Here is a 22,467-nt window from a genome sequence, read left to right on the forward strand (position 1 = left end):
ATAGATGCAAAATCAGGAGAATGGTTGCTTCAATTTAATTTTAATTTAACTGTAAATCGAACTTCACCATTATTTAAAGTCTGAAAACCTTCGTGTAATTTTTCTTGTTTTACCGCGTAAGGATAAAAACTAATAGGCTCTATACAGAGCATATTGGTGACTTCAGTCCAGAGCATAAAGTTGCCAAAACCTTCCGATTTAAGCGTTATGTTTTTATCGTCTCTTAAACTGATTTCGCTACAATCTGGTACTTGAAAGGCCCGGCTTCCCACAGCCATAATCTCTTCTAAAGAAATCTCTCTTTTTTCATTTTGAACCACAGGCGTTTTCGTATGTAATTTAAATGCAGGATGATACCCCAGCATAAACGGCATTCCTTTTTCTCCGCTGATAATAAATTCGATTTTAAGCTCGTTTTCACTTAGCGTGAATTGTTTTTTAAAAACGAAATCATAAGGCCATGACAGCCATTTTTCTGTAGATTTTTTAGGGAATTTTGAATTTTTGACTTTGGTCTCGGCTTTATATGTTTTTTCAAAAACAGCAGTAGTTTCTGTAGAGCTGGTCAGTTTGTACGTAAGTTCACGCAATAAACCGTGCTGATCTAAAATGGCTTCACCTTTTGGGGTTTGTACTTTAAAATGTGCTTCATCGGTAGGCCCAATAACCGGAAACATCTCATCATCAGATTTTCCCCAGCCGGGACTTCCTACCTGATGTATATATTCGTGATCATCCTTTTTATAACTTGATAATTGTCCTTTATCTATTGAAACCGCTTGGTTGTTAAGTTGTAATTGTGTCATTTAATTTAGATTTTCTAGTGCGTTATAATAATCAAGATGCAGGTCTTCGTGCAGTGCTTCAATTTTTTTATGGATGTATTCCAGTTGTCTAAGATAGAGATTACGCAGCGTATTATTATTTCGAATTGCAGGTCTAACCGTGTTCATTTTTTCGCAGAAATAAATCAGGAGTTCCACTTCAGTTTCTTTGTTTCCGGAATAGCGAATGTACTTTTTAGTTTCCCTTAGGATTTTACGAACAGACTTTTTCATCCAATAATAATTTTTATGATTTATCGATTCAAACTGGTCGTCAATATCCTCTTTTACACTGGCCACATAACCCGCCTCATAATCCGATTCAAAAAGTAAATAGGTGAGTAATTCTTTGTTTTCTTTCTTGAATTTTGCCAGCCGCAAACAGATTTGAAGCAGTTCTTCTTCATCTTTGTGTTTTAATTCTTTTTTGAGTTGCGTTACCGTAGCTGCTTTCATACTTGCAATTTAACCAAAATGCTGTTAAAGCCCGTTAATACTAGGGCTATAAACGCTAAATTATATTTAAAATAGTTGTGAGGAAGCTGCCTGATAGTTAGTTTTAGTTAAACCAAAAAATAAAAAATAGATATATGAAATTTTCAAGAAACGCATCTGCAAACTGGAAAGGGCAAATTAAAGCCGGAATGGGAACAATCTCTACTGAAAGTACAGTTTTAGATGGTGCTAAATATGCATTCGGAACTCGTTTTGAGGACGGAAAAGGTACTAACCCTGAAGAATTAATAGGGGCAGCTCACGCCGGTTGCTATACGATGCAATTATCAGCATTTTTAGGAGAAGAAGATTTAACTCCAGAGAATTTGCACACCGACGCAAAAGTAACTTTTGAAGACGGAGCAATCACTAAAGTTCACTTAACCTTAAAAGGTAAAGTGCCGGGATGTGATGCGGAAACTTTTGAAAAAATTGCGACAAAAGCAAAAGACAATTGTCCGGTATCAAAATTACTTAAAGCCAAAATCACTTTAGATGCTACACTAGAAGAGTAAGATCTTTTGAACTATAACTTCAAACCGCCTCTGGGCGGTTTTTTTATGTCTTAGAGTCAAATGTGTAAAGTGTATATTTGAAAACCAAAACCTACGCGTAGTGCCACAATTATTGCTTTATTTTTTGCCGGCTTTGTTAGCATTTGTAATAACATTTGCAATGGTAAGGCTGTTGTGCATGCCTAAGTTTTCAAGCTATTTTGTAGATCATACAGGCGGAAAAAAACTGCACAAGAAGGCTACTCCTGCTTCGGGAGGGATCGCGTTGTTCACAGGTATATTCAGCACCGCTTTAATTTTTGACGGAAGCTATTTAATTCTCAATCATATATACATTTTAATAGGCTTTGCAGCGATGTTTTTGTTGGGACTCGTTGATGATCTAAAACCTATAGGTTGGAGGAGTAAGTTAGTTATCCAATTTGCGATTATTCTTTTTGTTGTTTTACCAGGGGACTTGTGTTTAGAATCGGTTATGTATGAGCAAAGTTTCTACCGAATGCCATATTATCTAAGTACAAGTGTTTCTATATTTATTTTGTTGTTTTTAACCAATGCGTTTAATTTTATAGATGGCGTAGATGGCTTAGCTACGACAGTTGCGCTACTTTTTTTTCTAGGTTTACTTTATTTTCAAACTCCATTTTCTGGTATTTTTTTAATGTGTGCGGCAGCCGGTTTATTCGCATTTAGAAGATTTAATAAAGAACCGGCCCAATTATTTATGGGAGATAGTGGCTCCTTATTGCTGGGTTTTATGTGTGCGGTTTTTTGCATTGTTTTTCTAGAGGCAGATCTAGCTATTTCTAACATACGCTTACAATCGTATCAGCAGCGTTTGCCTGTAATGACTACTTTATTTTGGTATCCCATTTTTGACACGGTACGTGTTTTATTGTTGCGTCTGTATAAAAGAAAACCTCTTTTTAAACGGGATAAATTACACAGTTATTCCGCCTTACTTAGATTGGGCTATACCCATACACAAATTGTAAGTTTTGTTTTTCTTATAACTCTGGTTTTACTTGGCGGAGTTTTATTTATGGAACCTTTAATTGGTTTGTGGTTCTTTTTAATCCTTCAGGTAATGCTGTTAGTTGCGCTTCACGTATATTTAGATTTTCTGATCAGAAACTTTAAGAAAAATACCAAGCAGTAACTTGAAACCTAAACCTCATACAATAGCACTTTCTGCACCAAAGCTTGATGCAAACGCAATTGCTGAGGTTACCCGTGCTATTGAGGATAACTGGATCACTGCAGGTGGACCATTTGTTACAAAATTTGAAAATTCATTACAGGAAGCGTTGGGTACACAACGAGATCTTGTTGCGCTAAATTCTGGCACTTCAGCTTTGCATTTAGCATTGATTCTCGCGGGTGTTCAGGCAGGAGATTCTGTTTTGTGTCAGACGATGACGTATGTCGCGACGGCTAATCCTGTTGCTTATTTAGGCGCAATGCCCATTTTTATAGATAGCGAAGCCGAAACCTACAACATGTGCCCTGAGGTTTTGGAAAATACTGTCGAATCATTAATCCAAAAAGGGAATAAGCCTAAGGCTATAATCGTTGTGCATTCTTATGGAATGCCGGCTAAAATTAAGCGTATTGCTGAAGTTGCTAAGAAATATCACATAGTCTTAATAGAAGATGCAGCCGAAGCTTTAGGGAGTAAAGTGGGTGAGCAGTTTTGTGGGCTTTTTGGTGATTATGGAATTCTTTCTTTTAATGGAAATAAGCTGATAACTACAGGTGGTGGTGGAGCTCTGATTTGCAAAAACACAGATGACGCTACTCAAGTTCGACATTTGGCGAGTCAGGCAAAAATGAATGCTTCTGGTTTTGAGCACGATAATGTGGGGTATAATTATATAATGCCCGGTCTCAATGCAGCTTTGGGGATCGCTCAACTGAAAACATTGCATGAGCGGGTTGCCACAAAGCGGAAAATACATCAATTCTATGCAGCTATTTTTGACGAAATTGATGATGTAGATTTGTTTGAATCTTTTGATAAAGAGCTGTATTCTAACTACTGGCTGAATGTAATTCAGTTTAAAGAATCTTCACTGAAGAGTCCCGAAGGACTCCGTATTTATTTTGAAAAGCGAGCAATTGAATCCCGGTTTTTATGGACACCCTTACACCTTCAGGGAATTTATACCCATCAGAAATATTTTGGGAATGCTACAGCCGAAGAGTTTTGGAAGCGAAGTCTGTGTTTGCCATCAGGAACCGGAATGACAGCTGATGAGCTTGACAGAATCAAAGATGAACTAATTGCTTATTTTTCAGATTAATGAAGAGCGACACGATAGATTTAAGTTCAGAGGTGATTTTAGTTACCGGAGCAGCCGGAAGCATCGGTCGCGAGTTGGTATTCAATTTCGCTTCTAAAAATCCTAAACAACTTATTCTGGTTGATATTTCAGAAACTGGGTTATCCAACCTGATTAAAGAACTTCAAATCAATTATCCCAAGTTGAACTTCGTTTATTTTACAGAAAGTATCTGTAATTCAGCTTTTATTGATTTTCTGTTTCAGAAACACAAAATAACATCCGTATTTCACGCGGCGGCTTACAAGCACGTTTCTTTAATGGAACAGAATATTTGTGCAGCGATTACCACTAATATTTATGGAGCAAAGCTGTTGATAGATAGCGCAACGACCGCGAGTGTAAGGCGTTTCATTTTTATTTCCACCGATAAAGCTGTAGAGCCGATAAGCGTGATGGGGCGAACAAAAAAAGTTGTAGAAGATTGTTTAGTATGGAAACAACAAGAAGGTTCACTGCCTCAAATTTGTACACTGAGATTGTGTAATGTTTACGGTTCTTCTGGTTCTGTAGTTCCTGTTTTTAAAAATCGGATAGCATTAAATCTACCGCTTGAAATTAAAGGGCAAAATGTAAAACGTGCGTTTATAGCTGTAGAAGAAATTAATGATATTACAGACTGGCTTTTAGCTCAAATAGATTGCGGCGGAATATTTATTCCGAAAAACCCTAAGGTTTTCACCATACTTGAAATAGCCCAGCAAGTGATCCGAGATTTTAAAAATATTTCACCAGAAGAATACCCAATACAATTTATTGACTTACCAAAGTCTGAAAAACAGGAAGAATCCTTAAAAAACACTTCAGAGAACATTATTCAACTAGAAGGTTCACCTCTTGTTCAATTAAAAACTATGAAACAGCGGCATTTTAATCTAGAACTGTTAGAAAGGTGTTTTTTTGCGGCAAAATCCTATGATGAACAAGAAGCCTTAAAATCGCTCAAAAACTTATGTATTGAGGGCTAGGAGCTAAACGTAGCGGTTGTATTACTAATTATTTTTTCAAGGGCTTGTTCATACTTTCCGGCAAATTTTACCTTTTTCATATTTTCTATGTGTCGTATATGATGCGTGTCTGTACCTATAAAATCATACATATTTTCGGCTAAAAGGCGTAGTGCGATTTTTGCAATTCCGGGTCCGTAATAGCCGCTAATAGAAAGTGCATTTAATTGAAACTTGCAAATGCTTTTCAATTCGGTAAACGTATCGTATTTAGCGTGATAAAACGCATAGCGCTCCGGGTGTGCCAAAACTGGTGTAAAACCGGCGTTACCTACTTTAAATAAGATTTCTCTAAGATTAACAGGAGGTTGCAGGTAAGACATTTCAACCAAGACGTAGTTGTCTTTAAGTGGTAGAATTTGCTTGCTGTCCAATAGATCTACCAGTCCGGAATCCATCATATATTCAGAAGATGATCTTATTTTAAAATCCTGGTGACCATTTTCAGTTAAAAAGGATTTTAGATTGTGTTCTGCTGCCAAGATAGTTTCTGGAGTATTGGCATAAAAATCACTCATTGTATGCGGGGTACAGATCAAATCTGTAATACCAAATTCTTTAAAGCCAGCCAGTAGTTTTAAAGAATCCTCTGGAGTTTTTGCGCCATCATCGATTCCGGGTAGTATATGATTATGAATATCTGTAAATTCACCAAGCTTACTTACTAAGAATTTCTTTGAGCTGAAAATTGATAACATTGGATTTTAATTTTTTGCAAAATTAAGCATTCTAAATTGTATGCCTAGCATTTAATATATAAGGTACTGTTATACTATTAAAGCTAATTGAGTAAATTGCTCATCTATGCTTAGTTTTTTACGAAATCTGCAATTACTTTTTGGTTTAATACTAGCTTTTGTTGCTGTAGAACTGTCCGCTCAGGAGCTTCCTCCTGTTCTCAATTTTACACCAGAAGATTATGCTGCCGAAAATCAGAACTGGGCCGTGGCTCAGGGCGATCAGGATTTTATATATGTAGCAAACAATTCCGGATTATTAGAATACGACGGTGCAAAATGGAGGCTTTATAATTCACCAAACAATACTATTTTAAGATCTGTTACTGTTGTAGACGATCGTGTTTATACCGGTAGTTATATGGAATTTGGTTATTGGCAACATACCAACACCGGTTTACTCGAATATACTTCCCTGAGTGAATCTTTAGAAACTTCGCTTATAGAAGATGAACAGTTTTGGAATATTCTGGTCATTGATGATTTGATTTTGTTTCAGTCTCTAAATCGCATTTATAGCTTTAACAGTACGACACAAGAATTTGAGATTTTTGATTCAGAATCTTCTATTACACAATCTTTTTTAGTCGATAGATCTGTTTATTTTCAGCAGGAAGGTTTAGGCTTATTCCAATTACAGAACGGCAGTGCGATATTGATTTCAGAATCGCAGACTTTTTTAGATAATCTTGTAGTTTCTTTTTTTAAGAAAAACGAGAATTATATAGCCATAACTCAAAAAAATGGCATATTTCAGTTGGGTGGCGGCAATCCTAATATCTGGAATCAGAATACCACCAATTATCTTTCTGATAAAACTATATATACGGCCAAAAAGCTTACCGACGGTTCGATTCTGCTGGGAACGATCTCAAGCGGATTGATCCATCTTTCTTCTGAAGGTGATATAGTTTACGAGATTGACCAGAATTTAGGCTTAGGAAATAATACGGTGCTAAGCATTTTTGAAGATAAAGATGCTCACGTCTGGTTGGGTTTAGATAATGGAATAAGCGTTATCAACACCAATACAGCTTTTAAAGTTTATACCGATAACGTAGGGAAATTAGGTTCGGTATATGCTGCTGCCAAGCATAAAGGTTATAGTTATCTAGGAACGAATCAAGGACTGTTTTACAAAAAGAATGCTGTTTCAAATGCTAGATATGTCTTAATTCCTGAAACTAAAGGACAAGTATGGAATTTGAATACTTTAGGAAATGAACTGTTGTGTGGACATCATGAGGGGACTTTTTTAGTGAATGCTGACCGCGTAGAGAAGATTGCAGATATACCCGGAACATGGAAAATACAATCGCTTGATGTTTCTAAGAATTTGGCTATTCAAGGCAATTATAATGGCTTGTATATCCTTGAGAAGTTAAATTCTAAATGGCACGTACGAAATAAGCTAACGGGTTTTGATATTTCCAGTCGCTATTTTGGGATTGCAGCACATCAAACTATTTATGTAAATCACGAATATAAAGGGGTATTTAAACTGAAAGCCAATACAAATTATACAGAGATTTTAAGTTATGATCTGGTTGAAAAACTTCCTAAGGGAGCCAAGTCAAGCTTAATCAGTTATCAAGATAAATTACTTTATGCCTTTGAAGATGGAATTTATGTCTTAAAAGAGGGGGGTGACAGCTTTGTAAAAGATACGATACTCAGTAATGGTTTTTTAGAAACTGCTAACTATACTTCCGGAAAATTAACTTATGATAGCATTAATGATAAACTGTGGGCTTTTAATGCACAGGATATTATGTATTTTGAACCCGGGATACTTGCTGATGCGTTAAAGGTACGCCGTATTGCGTTGCCTTCTAAGACGAGAAAAGATATTTCTGGATTTGAGAACATTACAGATTTTGGTGATGACACTTATCTTTTTGGTAATGCAACTGGTTATATTCTTTTTGATCTTAAAAAGTTAGATTTCAAGCCTTACACTATAACTCTTAGAACGATTCAGAATAAATCGCGTAAGGAAGAACAGAATTTTGTAGCACTAACAACTGTTGAACCTTTTAACTATAAGAATAACTCCTTTGTTTTTGATTATAGTGTAGCAGAATATGATAAGTTTCGTTCTGTGGTTTATCAATACCGTTTAGACGGAATGTATGAGGAATGGTCTAGTTGGTCAACGGTTTCTCAAGCTACTTTTGAGAATTTGCCTCCGGGTGATTATGAGTTCAACGTACGGGCACGTATTGGTGATCAGATTTCAGAAAATACCGCTTCGTATCCATTCAGTATAGCAAGACCCTGGTATTTATCTGTTGTAGCGATCGTGATTTACATTGTGTTGCTGATAGCATTATTTATTGCGATACAGATCTATAACAGGAAACATTATCGCAAGCAGAAAGAAACACTTATTGAGACCAATCAGAGAAAACTGGAATTGGCCAACTATGAAAGTGAACGGAAAATCATGAGGCTTCAAAATGAAAAGCTGCAACAAGATGTAGATAGCAAAAACAGAGAACTGGCAGCTTCTACGATGAATATTGTAAAAAAGAACGAGTTGCTGAATGCCATCAAGAAAGAATTGAAAGCAGATTCACAAGAGGAAGAATTAAAATCAGTTATCAAGATCATCGATAAAAACTTAAATCCTAAAAAGGATTGGGAATTCTTTAAAGAAGCGTTCAACAACGCAGACAAAGATTTCCTAAAGAAGATAAAAGAACTGCATCCCAAGCTTACTCCAAATGATTTAAAACTTTGTGCATACCTAAGGTTGAATCTTTCTTCTAAAGAAATCGCGCCGTTATTAAATATTTCGGTAAGAAGTGTGGAGATCAAAAGATATCGTTTGCGCAAAAAAATGGATTTGGAGCACGAAGAGGGGCTTGTTGAGTATGTTTTAAGCATCTAGCCACCTCATCAATTCTTAAAATTACCTATACATCACCTATACGAAAACGTTAGTAGTTTTGTTTTTAAGTGTTTATAGCCTATACATTTTAAATTTTAACGTTTACTCATAAGCCTTATAACGCAAGCGTTTTCGTTAAGTTCTTCTTGTAATATATAGGACATTTTAGATTGTATGTTTTTTGTTGAGGTGGGTTTTTAGTCTTTAGTAAGAGTTAGGTCTAGATTTGATTTCCAAAATATAATTTATGAAATCAATATTATCCTTGATCTTATTCGGGTTGCTCAGCACCGGACTTTTTAGTCAGACGGGCAATGCTATTCGCGTGACGGGTACGGTGACAGATGTGTCAGGAATGCCCCTTCCGGGGGTTAACGTAATTGTAAAAGGTACAACTACGGGTACCAGTACAGATTTTGACGGTTTATTTACATTAGATGTGCCGGCTCAGAGTACACTTGTTTTTTCATTCTTGGGTTTTCAAACTCAGGAGTTAGCTGTAAATAACGCTACAGATTTATCTATACAGATGGTAGAAGATGCCAGCACACTCGACGAAGTTGTTGTTGTGGGGTATGGTACTCAAACGAAGAAAGAAATTACAGGCGCGGTTAGTGTTGTAAGTTCTGAGACTATTGAAAATCAGAATCCCGTCCGTGTAGAACAAGCTTTACAAGGTAGAGTTGCTGGTGTGAATATCAGTTCTAACTCGGGTTCTCCGGGTAGTGCTTCAACAATCTCTATTCGTGGTATTTCTACTAATGGGGACAACAGGCCGCTTATTCTTGTTGATGGTGCTGTGATTGAAGACTTGAGTGTTATCAATCCTAATGACATTGAAAGCATTAACGTTTTAAAAGATGCTACAGCTGGTATTTATGGTGTGCGAGCTGCAAACGGTGTTATTCTTATTACAACGAAAGGGGGGCGTAAAAATACGGATTTGCGTGTAGATATAGACTCTTATGTTGGTCTTCAAGAAACAACCCGTAAACTTCCGGTTTTAAATGCTACGGAATACGGCGCTATAATTAACGAGGCTTATGTTGCCGGAAATCAAGCACCACCATTTCCTAATTTAGCAAGTCTGGGACGAGGAACTAACTGGCAAGATGAAGTTTTCAGGAAAGCTTTATTGTCTGATGTAAATGCAAATATATACGGAGGTGGAGAGAAATCTGCTTATTCTGTTGGTGCTGGTTATTTAGACCAAGATGGTATTGTAGGCGGTGGTGCTGTAAACTTTAACCGTTTCACAGGTAGAGGCAATTATAAATTAGATATTCTAGAAAACCTTAAGCTTTCTACAACGGCGATCTATACACATTCTAATCGTAAAACACTTTCAGAAAATGCATTGGGTTCGGTCTTGTTTAATGCTGTAAATATGGCGCCTACTTTTAATGTACGGGATCAAAATGGTGATTTTACCATCGCAAATGGTTTGGGTAATGAGGTGATTAATCCACTTGCGCAAATCGCAAATACGTTTAACAATAATGAAGTAGATAAGATTACCGGTACTGTTGGACTTTCTTATAATTTCTGGGATCATTTCACTGCAGAATCTCGCTATCAGTTCAACTATTCTGAAGTTCGTGGCCGTAGCTTTTTACCGGCAGGATTGAATTTTGGTGATGGTAAAGTGTTTAACAACTTGGGAGTTAATCAATATTTTGTAAATGATAGTTTTTTTAGAGATTATACGTTTGATAACTTTTTAACCTATAAAAATACGTTTGCAGACGATCACAATCTGACTGTTTTGTTGGGTATGTCTGTATTTAAAACCAGCGGAGAGTTTTACAACTTCACTGGTCGTGATGTTCCCGGGAGCACCTTTGCTGAAGCTAGTTTAGAGGGAGCAGGAGAAGTGATTGATGCCCGAGATATAAGTGGTCCAAATGAATTTGACCAACGCTTACTTTCTTATTTTACACGCGTTCAATACAATTATAAAGAGCGTTATTTGCTTTCTGCTGTTGTGCGTCGTGACGGATCGTCAAACTTTGGTCCTGAGAATAAATTTGGTTATTTCCCATCAGCATCAATTGGTTGGGTAGTAAGTGATGAGCCTTTCTACGGAAGTAATGATATTTTAAACTTCTTGAAAATGAGAGCCAGTTACGGTATATTGGGTAATGACCGTATTGGAGCATTTGGATATATTTCAACATTAAATGCTGAAGGAACCTATGTTTTTGATAATGAATTGGTAAATGGTGTAGCTGCAGGCCAGCTTTCTAATCCCGAGATTAAGTGGGAGCGTCAAAAAACGTTTGATGTCGGTTTTGATTCACGCTTGTTCAATAACAAAATTGACCTTACTGTAGATTATTTCAAACGTCGCACTGATGACTTATTATTAGTGCCTCAGGTTTCAGGAATTTTAGGGGTTTATGCACCGGGAGCAGGAGCACCTATTGTTAACGCAGGTAGCGTTGAGAATAGTGGTTTTGAATTTTCGATATCTTATGATGAATACATTAGTGATGATGCTAGTTTCAACCTGAGTTATAACTTTACAACTCTCAAAAATGAAGTGCTTGCTGTTGGTAATGAAAGCGGATTTATTCCCGGAGGTGGTTTTGGTTTTGGTCAGGAACCTCCTGCACGTATGGAAGCAGGCTTCCCTATAGGATATTTTTACGGCTTACAAACTAATGGAATCTTTCAGTCTCAGGCCGAAGTTGATGCACATGCAACACAAGCAGATGCAACACTGGGCGACTTAAGATATGTAGATCAGAACAATGACGGATTGATTGATGGTGATGACCGTATCAATATAGGTGATCCTATTCCAGATGTGACGATGGGCCTTAATTTAGGTTTCAATTATAAGAATTTTGACTTCACGGCTTACGCTTTTGCTTCCATAGGTAATGACATTGTGCGTTCATACGATCGTAATCAGAATCTTACCAATAAGACTAATTATGTACTAGACCGTTGGACGGGGCCAGGCTCTACAAATACGTACCCTCGGGTTACTATTGGGCCTAATTCTAACTTACTATTTTCAGATTTTTATGTAGAAGACGGTTCGTATCTAAGACTTCAAAATGTACAATTAGGCTATAGTTTAGGTAACGATGTGTTAGAGCAATTAGGTATTAGAAAACTACGTTTTTATGTAGCTGTCACTAATGCATTTACCTTGTCAAAATATAAAGGCTATGATCCTTCTGCATCATCTGGAGCGCCAATTGGCGGTGGAATTGATCAGGGTTTCTATCCGGTGCCCAGAACCTACACAGCAGGAATGAACTTCAAATTTTAATAGAAGAGCGATGAAAAATATAAAAATACATTTAGGGTTTATTGCGATGCTAGCTTCAGCAATGTTTGTGGCTTGTGGCGATGACTTTGTTGAAGTTGACCCTATAAACGAAAATTCTGAAGACTTTTTTAATTCTGAAGAAGATTATCAGGATGCATTAGTAGGAGCTTATGATTTATTACAAGCTACTTATCTTAATGTGATGATTGGTGAGATAGCTTCAGACAATGCATTATCTGGTGGTGAAAGCGCTACAGATTCCCCCGGTATTCAGCAAATAGATAATATGACCCATACTCCTGTAAATCAGCAGTTGCGTGATATTTGGGGATGGATGTTTGCAGGGGTAAACAGAGCAAACTATATATTAGAATTTCAGGATAAAACTGATTTCTCAGGAAAAGATCAAGTAATAGCTCAGGCCCGTTTTTTAAGAGCATACTATTATTTTGAATTGGTAAAGTGGTTTGGCGATGTGCCATTAGCCGTAGATCAGCGTTTACTTTTTGGAGATCAGTTTAATATAGATCGTACACCAAAAGCTGAGGTTTATGCACAAATTGAACAGGATCTTATTTTTGCTGCAGAAACACTTCCTCCTACTCAGGCAGAGCAAGGTCGTATAACCAGTGGTGCTGCACGAGCACTTTTAGGAAAGGCTTATTTGTATCAAGATAAATTCACTGAAGCAGCTGATGCTCTAGACCAGGTGATTGCAGGGCCTTATGATTTAGTACAAGATTATTCGACCATTTTTGAATTAGAAGGGGAGAACAGTGTAGAGTCTGTTTTTGAAGTTCAGTATACAGATAAAGAAGGAGCAGGTTTTGGATGTTTACAGTGTAGTGAAGGTAATGTCGCTGTAGGTTTTAACGGAATAAGAAACTATTCAGGACCTCTTTTTGACAGTGGCTTCAGCTTCAACGTTCCTGTTCAGGAGGCGTATGATGCTTTTGAACCCGGTGATACACGTAGGGATATCGCTATTCTTAATATAGAAGAATTTGCAGCAGCTAATGGAGCTACTTATAATGAAGGGTATAAGCATACTGGTTTTTACAACAGAAAGTATATTGCTCGTAAAGGAGATGCAAACTTAGGTGATGCAAACCTAACCAACCCTAACAACTACCGATCTATACGTTTTGCTGATGTATTGCTTATGGCAGCAGAAGCACATAACCGTAAGGCAAATCCTAATGATGGATTAGCACAGCAATATTTAAACCGTGTACGCAGAAGAGCTTTTGGTGATACCGATCACGATATCACTGCTTCGGGAGCTGCCTTAACTGATTTTATTTATGCTGAAAGGAGACTAGAGCTAGTAGGTGAAGGTCATCGCTTTTTTGATTTAGTACGCACAGGAAGAGCAGCACAAAATATAGATGGCTTTTCAACAGGTAAAAATGAAGTTTTCCCTATACCTGTAATAGAAATTGAACTTACCGGAAACCGTTGGGAACAAAATCAAGGATATACTAATTAATACACGACAATACGATGAAAATTTTTAAATTACTAGTAGCATTAACCGTTGTATTGACGGTATTTAACGCTTGTGAAGATGATGTTGTAACAAATTATGCTTTACAAGATATTTCTGCTCCACAAAATTTGACTGCTAATTTTGACATTGCTCAAGATGACTCAGGAACGCTGACCATTACTCCTGCTGGGGAAGGGGCTTCTACATTTACTATTAATTGGGGAGATGAAGGACAAACAGAGGAAACCATTAATGCCGGTGAATCTGCTTCAAATACTTTTCCTGAAGGCGAATATATGGTACGTGTTGTAGCAACAGGAGCCACTGGTCTTACAAGTGAATATTCTCAATTAGTAACTATATCTTTTAGAGCACCAGAAAACTTAGTTGTAACTGTAGATCAGTCGGCAGCTAATCCTTCTAATGTTGTTGTTTCAGCAGAAGCAGATTTTGCTACTTTATTTGATGTTTATTTTGGTGATGAAACAACTGAAGAACCTGTTCAATTTATGCCAGGTGAAAGTGTTTCACATGAATATGAAGAATTAGGAGCTTATACGATACGTATAATTGCAAAAGGTGCTGGTGTAGCTACTACAGAAACAACTGAAGCAATTACGGTATATGAAGTGACTTCACCTCTTGAAGGAGCCCTCAATCCAACGGAAAAAGCAGCATCTGTAATTTCTTTATTTTCTGGAGCGTATAGAGACATAGACATGAGAACTTGGCGTACAGACTGGTCGGTAGGAACTTTAACAGATATTGATATAAAAGGAAATACGACTAAACAATATGACGAGCTTAGTTTTGTAGGTGTAGAACCTGCAAGTCCTATTGATGCATCATCTATGACGCATTTTAATATTGATGTTTGGACAGGAACAGCCACACAACTACGTATTAAGTTAGTAGATTTTGGACCAGACGGTGGTTTTGATGGTGGTGATGACTCAGAACATGAGATTACTTTAAATTTAGACAATGGCGATTTTGTACAAGGTTCCTGGGTTTCTTTAGATCTTCCGCTTAGTGCTTTTACAGGTCTTAATGAGCGTGAACACATAGCGCAATTAATCTATTCAGCTGGTCCTGCAGGTGCAGCTACGGTATATGTAGATAACGTATATTTTTATGACGAAAATTATGTGTCGTTAACAGCACCAGCTACTGCAGCAGCTGTTCCTTCTGCTGATGCAGGTTCGGTATTTTCAGTATTTAGTAATTCTTTTGAAGATCCTGCAGGAGTAAACTATTTTCCAAATTGGGGACAGTCTACTTCTTATGAGCAAATAGATCTTAGTGGAAATGCAGCAATTAAATATGGGAATGCTAATTATCAAGGAATTGATATTGGAGAAGAGGTAGATGCTTCCGCTTATAGCTTTGTTCACATAGATGTTTGGTCAGCAGATTATACGACTATTCCATTTTTCATCATTGATGCTTCTGGTGAGCGCCCTGTAGATTTAGAGGTTAACCCAGAGCAATGGACGAGTATAGATCTTCCACTTTCAGCATTTACAGATCAAGGTATATCTATTAATAAAGTGTTCCAGTTTAAGTTCGATGTCGGGTTTAGTGCAGGAGGAACATTTTATATAGATAATTTATACTTCCATAACTAAGAATTAAATAGTAAGATATTATGAAAAAGATAATTCAAATAGCATCCTATTGCTTAATACTGTTTACAGTATTGAGCTGTCAGGATGATGACAATACACTAGAGCAAATACAGGTTCCTCAAAATTTAGAAGTTGTGATGGACGTGACTGAAGATGGTTCTGGTAATGTAACCTTTACTGCTTCTGCAGACAATGCGGTTACCTATCGGTTCTCATTTCCTGACGGATCAACAGCGGTTGCTCCAGGGGGAGTGTATACCAAGCGTTTTACAAAAACAGGACTAAATACGTATCAGGTGACTGTATTGGCATACGGGCAAGCTGGTGTAAGCAGTTCTAGATTAGTTGAGGTTACGGTTGAAAGTGATTTCTCTGATCCTGATGCCATCGAGTTATTGACCGGCGGGGATTCTAAAACCTGGTACTGGGCAGCAGATGTGCCTAATCATTTGGGTGTTGGGCCTAATAATGATGACCTTTCTCAAAATTATTTTTGGGCATTCTTTTCATTTACAGATCCTTTTGCTTTAGCAGCGAATCCTGCAGCTACTTGTGCTTATGATGATGAGTTTATTTTCAGTACTTCTAATGGTGAAAATCTAACCTATGAGTACGATAATAAAGGAGCGTCTTTCTTCAACAGAAGTTATGCCAGCATCGTAGGTGGGCAATCTCCAGATGATAACTGTTATGAGTTTGATACTTCAGGAGAGAAAGCGGTTACCTTAGCTCCATCTGAATCTGTTGTTGCGGCAGAGCGCAAACGCGGTACGGTAATGACACTTGGTGATGATGGTTTTGTGGGGTATTATATTGGGACCAATGAATATGAGATTATGTCTCTTACCGAAAATCGTATGCTTTTACGAGCTGTACAGGGTAATGATCAAGGATTAGCCTGGTATGTGATTTTAACTTCAGAAAAACCGGTACAGGGTTCTGGACCACAAGCCGAGGAAGATGATTTTCCAAATTTAGTTTGGTCAGACGAGTTTGACACAGCTGGAGCACCTGATGTTTCAAACTGGACGTATGACATAGGCAATGGTCAGGATGGTTGGGGTAACAATGAGCTTCAATATTATACAGACCGACCTGAAAATGTTATTGTAGAAGATGGATTCTTAAAAATTACTGCGCAGCGAGAAGCTTTTAGCGGATCTGATTTTACATCAGCACGTCTAAAGTCTGAAGGGCTACAGGAATTTACCTATGGTCGTTTTGAAATCAGAGCGAAGTTACCTCAGGGAGTAGGTACGTGGCCGGCAATCTGGATGTTGGGTGCAGATTATCAAACTAATCCTTGGCCTGGAGCTGGAGAGATTGATATCATGGAGCATGTAGGGCGGAACCAAAATGAAATTTTGTCTACGTTGCATTTACCGGGTAATTCTGGTGCAAATGGTATTTCTGAAGAAACTACAGTACCTACCGCTTCAACGGAGTTTCATGTGTATACAGCAGAATGGACCGAAACACAAATCCGTTTTTATGTAGACGATGAAATTTTCCACATTTTTGAAAATAATGACAGTACACCATTCAACAAAGATTTCTTTATGATTCTCAATGTTGCTATGGGCGGAAATCTGGGTGGAGATGTTGAAGCTTCTTTTCAAGAATCTATGATGGAAGTAGATTACGTACGGGTCTATCAAAGAGATTAATCATGAACATTAAATATTTAAAAATAGCGCTGTTTCTGCTAATTACACCTGTAATCCAGATGACAGCGCAAACCCAAGGGATTAATGATCTAGATCCGGTTATTGAGCATAAAATCGATTCGATTCTAGAGTTGATGACGGTAAAGGAAAAAGTTGGTCAAATGGTGCAATACAACGGTAGTTTTGATGTTACCGGTGCTCCGTCAGATATTGATTCTAAAACCAAATTAGAAAAGCTTAAGAATGGCGAAGTAGGTTCTATGCTTAATGTGCTTACTTCAAAAGCGACTCGCGAAGCGCAACAAGTAGTAATGGAGCATTCTCGTTTGAAGATTCCGTTGCTTTTTGGATATGATGTGATTCACGGGTATAAGACCATGTTTCCGGTACCATTAGGCGAGAGCGCAAGTTGGGATCTTGAAGCCATGAAGTTGAGTGCGAGCATCGCGGCAAAAGAAACCGCTGCAGCCGGAGTACACTGGACGTTCGCACCTATGATCGATGTTTCTCGTGATGCACGTTGGGGCCGTATTATGGAGGGTGCCGGTGAAGATCCGTATTTAAATAGTGTAATCGGTGTTGCCCGTATTAAGGGTTTTCAAGGAGGTGATCTTGCTGATATCGCTACCATCGCAGCCTGTGCTAAGCATTTTGCCGGTTACGGTTTCGCGGAAGCGGGAAGAGATTACAACACGGTAAACGTGGGGGAATCTGAATTACAAAATGCTATTTTAATGCCATTTAAAGCAGCTTCTGAAGCGGGTGTGGCTACATTTATGAACAGCTTTAATGAGATTGACGGTGTACCCTCAACAGCATCTAATTATCTGCAAAGAGACCTCTTAAAAGGTGATTGGGACTATAAAGGTTTTATGGTTTCAGACTGGGGATCTATCGCTGAGTTAATCTCGCACGGATATGCAAAAGATAAAATGCAAGCTGGGGAATTAGCCGTTGTTGCCGGTAGTGATATGGATATGGAAGGTCGCGTCTACGAAGAGGCTTTAGAACCTCTAGTTGCTGAAAATAAAATAGAAGAAGCGTTACTGGATGATGCGGTACGTAGAATTTTACGTGTAAAATTTCATTTAGGATTGTTTGAAGATCCTTATAAATACAGTGATGCGCAACGTGAAAAAGAGGTTTTACTTGCAAAAGAACATTTAGAAGCTGCCCGTGATATCGCACGTAAATCCATTGTTTTGCTGAAGAATGAAAGTGAGGTTTTACCGTTAAAGAAAGATGTAAAAAGCATTGCAGTTATCGGTCCGTTAGCAGATGACACAGATTCTCCTTTAGGAAACTGGCGTGCGCAGGCTGATAAGAATTCTGCGGTTTCTGTTTTAGAAGGGATTAAAAATGTTGTGGGTAATAATGCCCAGATTAATTATGCTAAAGGAGCCGATTTAGGAATGGGAGAGCGTAGCTTTCTAATGCCTTTAACAATAAATGAGACTGATACATCTGGTTTTACTGAAGCTGTAGCAGCTGCTGAAAATTCAGAAGTTGTGGTTATGGTTTTAGGAGAAGATGCTTTTCAAACCGGAGAAGGCCGCAGCCAAACCGGTATTCAGTTACGTGGTGTTCAGCAAGAACTGCTTGATGCAGTTTTAGAAGTTAATGACAATATTGTTTTAGTTTTAATGAACGGGCGTCCTTTAGATTTAAGCAAACCTAACGAGCAGGTACCTGCTATTTTAGAGACCTGGTTTTTAGGTTCTGAAGCGGGTAATGCCATTGCAGATGTACTTTTTGGAGATTACAATCCTTCCGGGAAATTACCGGTTTCTTTTCCGCGTAATGTGGGGCAGGAGCCTTTGTATTACAATCAGAAAAATACTGGGAGACCATCTAGTACTATGGTAACGTATTCTGGCTATCAGGATGGATCACGAGAGGCTTTATTTCCGTTTGGTTATGGATTGAGCTATACCACTTTTGAATATGGAAAGCTTCAGCTGAGTGCTTCTGAATTTTCCGGGGATTCCAGTATAGAGCTTTCCGTAAAAATCACAAATACCGGGAATGTTGCCGGTAAAGAAACGGTTCAACTTTACATTCACGATTTAGTTGCCAGCAGAACAAGACCGGTAAAAGAGCTTCGTGATTTCCGTCAGGTTACTTTAGAGCCGGGAGCAACACAAACAGTAAGCTTTACCATTTCGCCTAAAACATTAGCGTTCTATACAGCAAATAGGGTTTGGGAAGCAGAAGCTGGTGAGTTTGATGTGATGATAGGAGGTAATTCGGTGGATTTACAAAAAGCAACATTTCAATATAAAAATTAATGAAAAAACTCTTTTTACTTTGTGCTCTTGTAGTGTTATATTCCTGTAAAGCGCAACAGCCACAGTTGGTCTGGTCAGATGAGTTTAACGGTAAAGAATTAGATCTCACTTCGTGGAATTTTGAATTAGGCGATGGTTGTCCTAATCTTTGCGGTTGGGGAAACAACGAGCGTCAGATTTATACGAAAGATAACCATAGATTAGAAGACGGCAAGTTGATTATTACTGCAAAAAAAGATGGAGACCAGTATACTTCTACGCGTATTACTACCCAGGGAAAACATGAGTTTCAATACGGTAGAATGGAAGCTCGTGCAAAACTCGCTATAGGACAAGGGATCTGGCCGGCTTTCTGGATGCTGGGTAGTGATATCAAACAAGTGGGTTGGCCTGCCAGCGGTGAGATTGATATTTTAGAATATGTAGGAAGAGAAGAGGATATGGTGTATACCACATTGCATGTTCCTGCTGGTCATGGTGATAGTGCTTTTAGTAAAAAAACAAAATTTGAAGCTATTGAAGATGGCTATCACGTTTATGCAGCAGCATGGTCTCCTGAACACATTGAATTTTTTGTTGATGATCAATCGGTATTTATTTACAGTCCTGAAGATAAAAATAAAGCGGTTTGGCCATTTGATCAGCCTTTCTATTTCATAATCAATATGGCAATTGGGGGAAACTTTGGAGGTCCTGAAGTTGATGATCGTATTTTTCCGCAGGAATTTAGTATTGATTATGTAAGAGTTTATAAGCTTTAAGTCTTAGTTTAATTTTTGGATTGATTGTTATTTAAAAGGTTCTGTTGGTAAGACAGCGCCTTTTTTGGGTTTCTGCCAAATCTATTTAAATAGCAAGTATATTTGCAGTCTATGAGCATACTTACCTCAATTACCATCAGACCCGAATTACTCGAGGAACGGGATTATATTTTGAAACAGGCTTTACAAAAAGCCAGAGTAAAGCCGCGTATGGTTTCAGACTGGCGTATTAGAAAGCGTTCTATAGATGCTCGTAATAAACCCGTGAAATTGCAGTTACAGATTGAGATTTGGCAGACGGGAGAGGAGCGTAAAAGTCTTAATGCTTTTATTTCTCAAGATGTCTCTCAAGCTCCTCAAATTGCCATAATTGGTGCCGGTCCTGCCGGACTCTATGCAGCTTTGCGTGCCATTGAAGCCGGACTGAAGCCTGTAGTTTTTGAACGGGGAAAAGATGTGCGGGAACGTCGCCGGGACTTGGCTAAAATCAATAAAGATCAAATTGTAAATCCGGAATCTAATTACTGTTTTGGTGAAGGCGGTGCCGGTACCTATTCTGACGGAAAATTGTATACGCGATCTAAAAAGCGCGGTAACGTTTTAAAGGGGCTTGAATGGTTAGTGCATTTTGGAGCAGATGAGGATATTTTAGTGGATGCCCACCCACATATAGGGACTAATAAGTTGCCCAAGGTGATTTCTGCAATGCGTGATGCTATACTTGAAGCAGGAGGAGCTGTGCATTTTAATGCTAAACTGACCGATCTGATTATTGAAAACAAAGCCATTAAAGAAATCGTTATTAATCATGCAGATCATTTTACTTTTAATGAAGTCGTATTGGCAACTGGTCATTCGGCACGTGATATTTTTTACTTGTTACACGATAAAGGCGTGAAGATTGAAGCAAAACCCTTTGCGCTTGGTGTGCGTATAGAACATCAGCAGGAAGTTATTAACTACATTCAGTACCACGGAGAGACTGACAACCCGTATTTACCACCAGCTGCATATAGTCTGGTAGAGCAAATAGATGGGATGGGCGTATATTCTTTCTGTATGTGTCCCGGTGGAATTATAGCTCCTTGCGCTACAGCTCCCGATGAGGTGGTTACAAACGGTTGGAGCCCGAGTAAGCGTAACAATCCGTATGCGAATTCTGGAATCGTAGTAAGTGTTGAGCCTAAAGATTTACCGAATTACGCACCAGATAACCCTTTTGTAAGTCTTGATTTTCAGAAAGCCGTGGAGCATGCGTGTTGGGTTGCTGGAGGTAAGACACAGCAAGTGCCTGCACAGCGTATGACTGATTTTGTAAAAGGGAAAATATCTGATGATTTCCCTAAAACTTCCTACCAACCTGGAATTGTAAGTGCAGATCTAAATATAGTTTTGCCAGATTTAATTGCTTCACGGTTGAAAAAAGCATTTGTGATCTTCGGAAAAAAAATGCCGGGCTATTTATCTAAAGAAGCCGTTTTACATGCTCCGGAAAGCCGTACTTCTTCACCGGTTTCTATTCCTCGTAATTCTGAGACTTTAGAACATGTAGCGATCAGTGGGCTCTATCCTTGTGGAGAAGGGGCAGGTTATGCCGGCGGAATTATGTCTGCAGCTATTGATGGTATCAACTGTGTAGATGCAATAGCTAAAAAATATATATCTTAAAAAAGCAAAGCCTCGCTTTTGCGAGGCTTTGAATTGAATTTCGTAAGCTTAAGACTTATTATTCAGCTTGAGGAGCAGGTACAGCAGCGCTGTCAACTACAACTTCAGCAGGAGCTTCTTCAACAGGAGCCTCAGGAGTTACTTCTTCCATAGAAGTTTCTTCCATTGTCTCTTCAGTTGATTCTTGAGCAGACTCTCTGCAAGAAAAAACAGTGATCATTAAACTCAAAGCGAAACCAGCTAAAATATTGCGTTTCATAAATAAAGATTTATTGCGTTAAAAATGCGGGCGAATGTACTTCAAATATGAATACGTGCAACATGACCTAGTCTGATTTTATATATTTTTTAGCTAAAATTCTATAGGGGGCATAACTGACTTAAAATCAGATATGAATTAAGCATAATATTTTGCTAAAGATGACATTTTTGATGCTAAAGCTCTATTTGCTTCTCCATTTTCCTGATCACCATTAATTTTACTCAATTCTAAAAGAGAATAATTTTCTACCAGTTGTTGAGATATAAATCTTCTAGACTTTTTCAGATTTGCGATATTTATATTAAGTGCTTGATTAGTTACGTCATAAGTCATAGAACTTTTTTTGAAGGGATTCCAATAGGTTTTAATAAGAATATCTGAATTGGATTTAGAGATCGAGTCCAATAAGATATTTATCTGGTCTGTCTTTTCTTCAGAGAAAATGTCAACTAAATGATTTTGAAAAAAAGTACTGTGAAGTACATCACAAGTTCTTCTGACTGCACTACTGATGAGCCGATTTTCACCATTGTAAACTAAATTCATAGGAGTAGATTTTTGTTAGTTATTATGTATTAGTCAGGAAATTCGAGTTGTTAAGTGGTTAA

Annotated in this window: 17 protein-coding genes; 12 read left to right on the forward strand and 5 right to left on the reverse strand. The window is 38.0% G+C overall.

Translation table 11 applies throughout. The features are described from left to right. Positions 1-29 precede the first annotated feature (29 nt). Both DSM02_RS02955 and DSM02_RS02960 read right to left on the reverse strand, forming a co-directional pair. Complete coding sequence (locus DSM02_RS02955; RefSeq protein WP_128764231.1) at positions 30-806, reverse strand: aldose 1-epimerase; 777 nt, start codon at positions 804-806, stop codon at positions 30-32. Continuing rightward, positions 807-1,280 (reverse strand): hypothetical protein, encoded by a 474-nt coding sequence (locus DSM02_RS02960; protein ID WP_128764232.1) that lies wholly within the window; start codon positions 1,278-1,280, stop codon positions 807-809. A gap of 134 nt (positions 1,281-1,414) precedes the next feature. Between DSM02_RS02960 and DSM02_RS02965 the strand changes: the two genes are divergently transcribed. The 4 genes from DSM02_RS02965 to DSM02_RS02980 all read left to right on the forward strand — a co-directional run bounded on the left by DSM02_RS02965 (position 1,415) and on the right by DSM02_RS02980 (position 5,144). After that, positions 1,415-1,834 carry an OsmC family protein gene (locus DSM02_RS02965; RefSeq protein WP_128764233.1) on the forward strand — a complete coding sequence of 140 codons (420 nt, stop codon included), beginning with the start codon at positions 1,415-1,417 and terminating at the stop codon, positions 1,832-1,834. Positions 1,835-2,012: 178 nt separating this feature from the next. Then, positions 2,013-2,993, forward strand: a complete 981-nt coding sequence (locus DSM02_RS02970) for an MraY family glycosyltransferase (protein ID WP_164918216.1) — start codon at positions 2,013-2,015, stop codon at positions 2,991-2,993. Between the two features lies 1 nt (position 2,994). After that, positions 2,995-4,137 (forward strand): aminotransferase class I/II-fold pyridoxal phosphate-dependent enzyme, encoded by a 1,143-nt coding sequence (locus tag DSM02_RS02975; protein ID WP_164918217.1) that lies wholly within the window; start codon positions 2,995-2,997, stop codon positions 4,135-4,137. Then, a complete protein-coding gene (locus DSM02_RS02980) occupies positions 4,137-5,144 on the forward strand; it encodes a polysaccharide biosynthesis protein (RefSeq protein ID WP_128764236.1) in 1,008 nt (335 codons plus the stop codon). Before DSM02_RS02975 ends, DSM02_RS02980 begins: the two co-directional genes overlap by 1 nt. On the opposite strand, the gene DSM02_RS02985 is transcribed toward DSM02_RS02980, so the two are convergent. After that, the gene (locus DSM02_RS02985) at positions 5,141-5,881 is read right to left on the reverse strand and encodes a tyrosine-protein phosphatase (protein WP_128764237.1); all 741 of its coding nucleotides are present in this window, start codon (positions 5,879-5,881) and stop codon (positions 5,141-5,143) included. The genes DSM02_RS02980 and DSM02_RS02985 overlap by 4 nt on opposite strands. A 106-nt stretch (positions 5,882-5,987) precedes the next feature. Between DSM02_RS02985 and DSM02_RS02990 the strand changes: the two genes are divergently transcribed. The 8 genes from DSM02_RS02990 (at position 5,988) to DSM02_RS03025 (ending at position 21,597) form a co-directional block, all read left to right on the forward strand. Then, the gene (locus DSM02_RS02990; protein ID WP_128764238.1) at positions 5,988-8,813 is read left to right on the forward strand and encodes a triple tyrosine motif-containing protein; all 2,826 of its coding nucleotides are present in this window, start codon (positions 5,988-5,990) and stop codon (positions 8,811-8,813) included. A 247-nt stretch (positions 8,814-9,060) separates the two neighbouring features. Continuing rightward, positions 9,061-12,096, forward strand: a complete 3,036-nt coding sequence (locus tag DSM02_RS02995; RefSeq protein ID WP_128764239.1) for a SusC/RagA family TonB-linked outer membrane protein — start codon at positions 9,061-9,063, stop codon at positions 12,094-12,096. A gap of 10 nt (positions 12,097-12,106) precedes the next feature. Continuing rightward, on the forward strand, positions 12,107-13,585 hold the full coding sequence (locus DSM02_RS03000; protein ID WP_128764240.1) for a RagB/SusD family nutrient uptake outer membrane protein: 1,479 nt from the start codon (positions 12,107-12,109) through the stop codon (positions 13,583-13,585). Between the two features lie 14 nt (positions 13,586-13,599). Beyond that, a complete protein-coding gene (locus tag DSM02_RS03005) occupies positions 13,600-15,213 on the forward strand; it encodes a hypothetical protein (RefSeq protein WP_128764241.1) in 1,614 nt (537 codons plus the stop codon). A 20-nt stretch (positions 15,214-15,233) separates the two neighbouring features. Continuing rightward, positions 15,234-16,880, forward strand: coding sequence for a family 16 glycosylhydrolase (locus DSM02_RS03010; RefSeq protein ID WP_128764242.1), 1,647 nt, complete (start codon positions 15,234-15,236; stop codon positions 16,878-16,880). Positions 16,881-16,882: 2 nt separating this feature from the next. After that, the gene (gene bglX / locus DSM02_RS03015; RefSeq protein ID WP_128764243.1) at positions 16,883-19,168 is read left to right on the forward strand and encodes a beta-glucosidase BglX; all 2,286 of its coding nucleotides are present in this window, start codon (positions 16,883-16,885) and stop codon (positions 19,166-19,168) included. Next, positions 19,168-19,929: a glycoside hydrolase family 16 protein gene (locus DSM02_RS03020; protein WP_128764244.1), complete on the forward strand. Its 762-nt coding sequence runs from the start codon at positions 19,168-19,170 to the stop codon at positions 19,927-19,929. The genes bglX and DSM02_RS03020 overlap by 1 nt, the downstream gene beginning before the upstream one ends. A gap of 111 nt (positions 19,930-20,040) precedes the next feature. Further along, complete coding sequence (locus tag DSM02_RS03025; protein WP_128764245.1) at positions 20,041-21,597, forward strand: NAD(P)/FAD-dependent oxidoreductase; 1,557 nt, start codon at positions 20,041-20,043, stop codon at positions 21,595-21,597. Between the two features lie 58 nt (positions 21,598-21,655). On the opposite strand, the gene DSM02_RS03030 is transcribed toward DSM02_RS03025, so the two are convergent. Both DSM02_RS03030 and DSM02_RS03035 read right to left on the reverse strand, forming a co-directional pair. Further along, complete coding sequence (locus DSM02_RS03030) at positions 21,656-21,856, reverse strand: hypothetical protein (RefSeq protein WP_128764246.1); 201 nt, start codon at positions 21,854-21,856, stop codon at positions 21,656-21,658. A 138-nt stretch (positions 21,857-21,994) separates the two neighbouring features. Beyond that, entirely contained in the window at positions 21,995-22,405 is a 411-nt protein-coding gene (locus tag DSM02_RS03035) for a hypothetical protein (protein WP_128764247.1), read from the reverse strand. Between the last annotated feature and the right edge of the window lie 62 nt (positions 22,406-22,467).

Source organism: Leeuwenhoekiella polynyae, from assembly GCF_004104075.1.
GTDB lineage: Bacteria > Bacteroidota > Bacteroidia > Flavobacteriales > Flavobacteriaceae > Leeuwenhoekiella > Leeuwenhoekiella polynyae.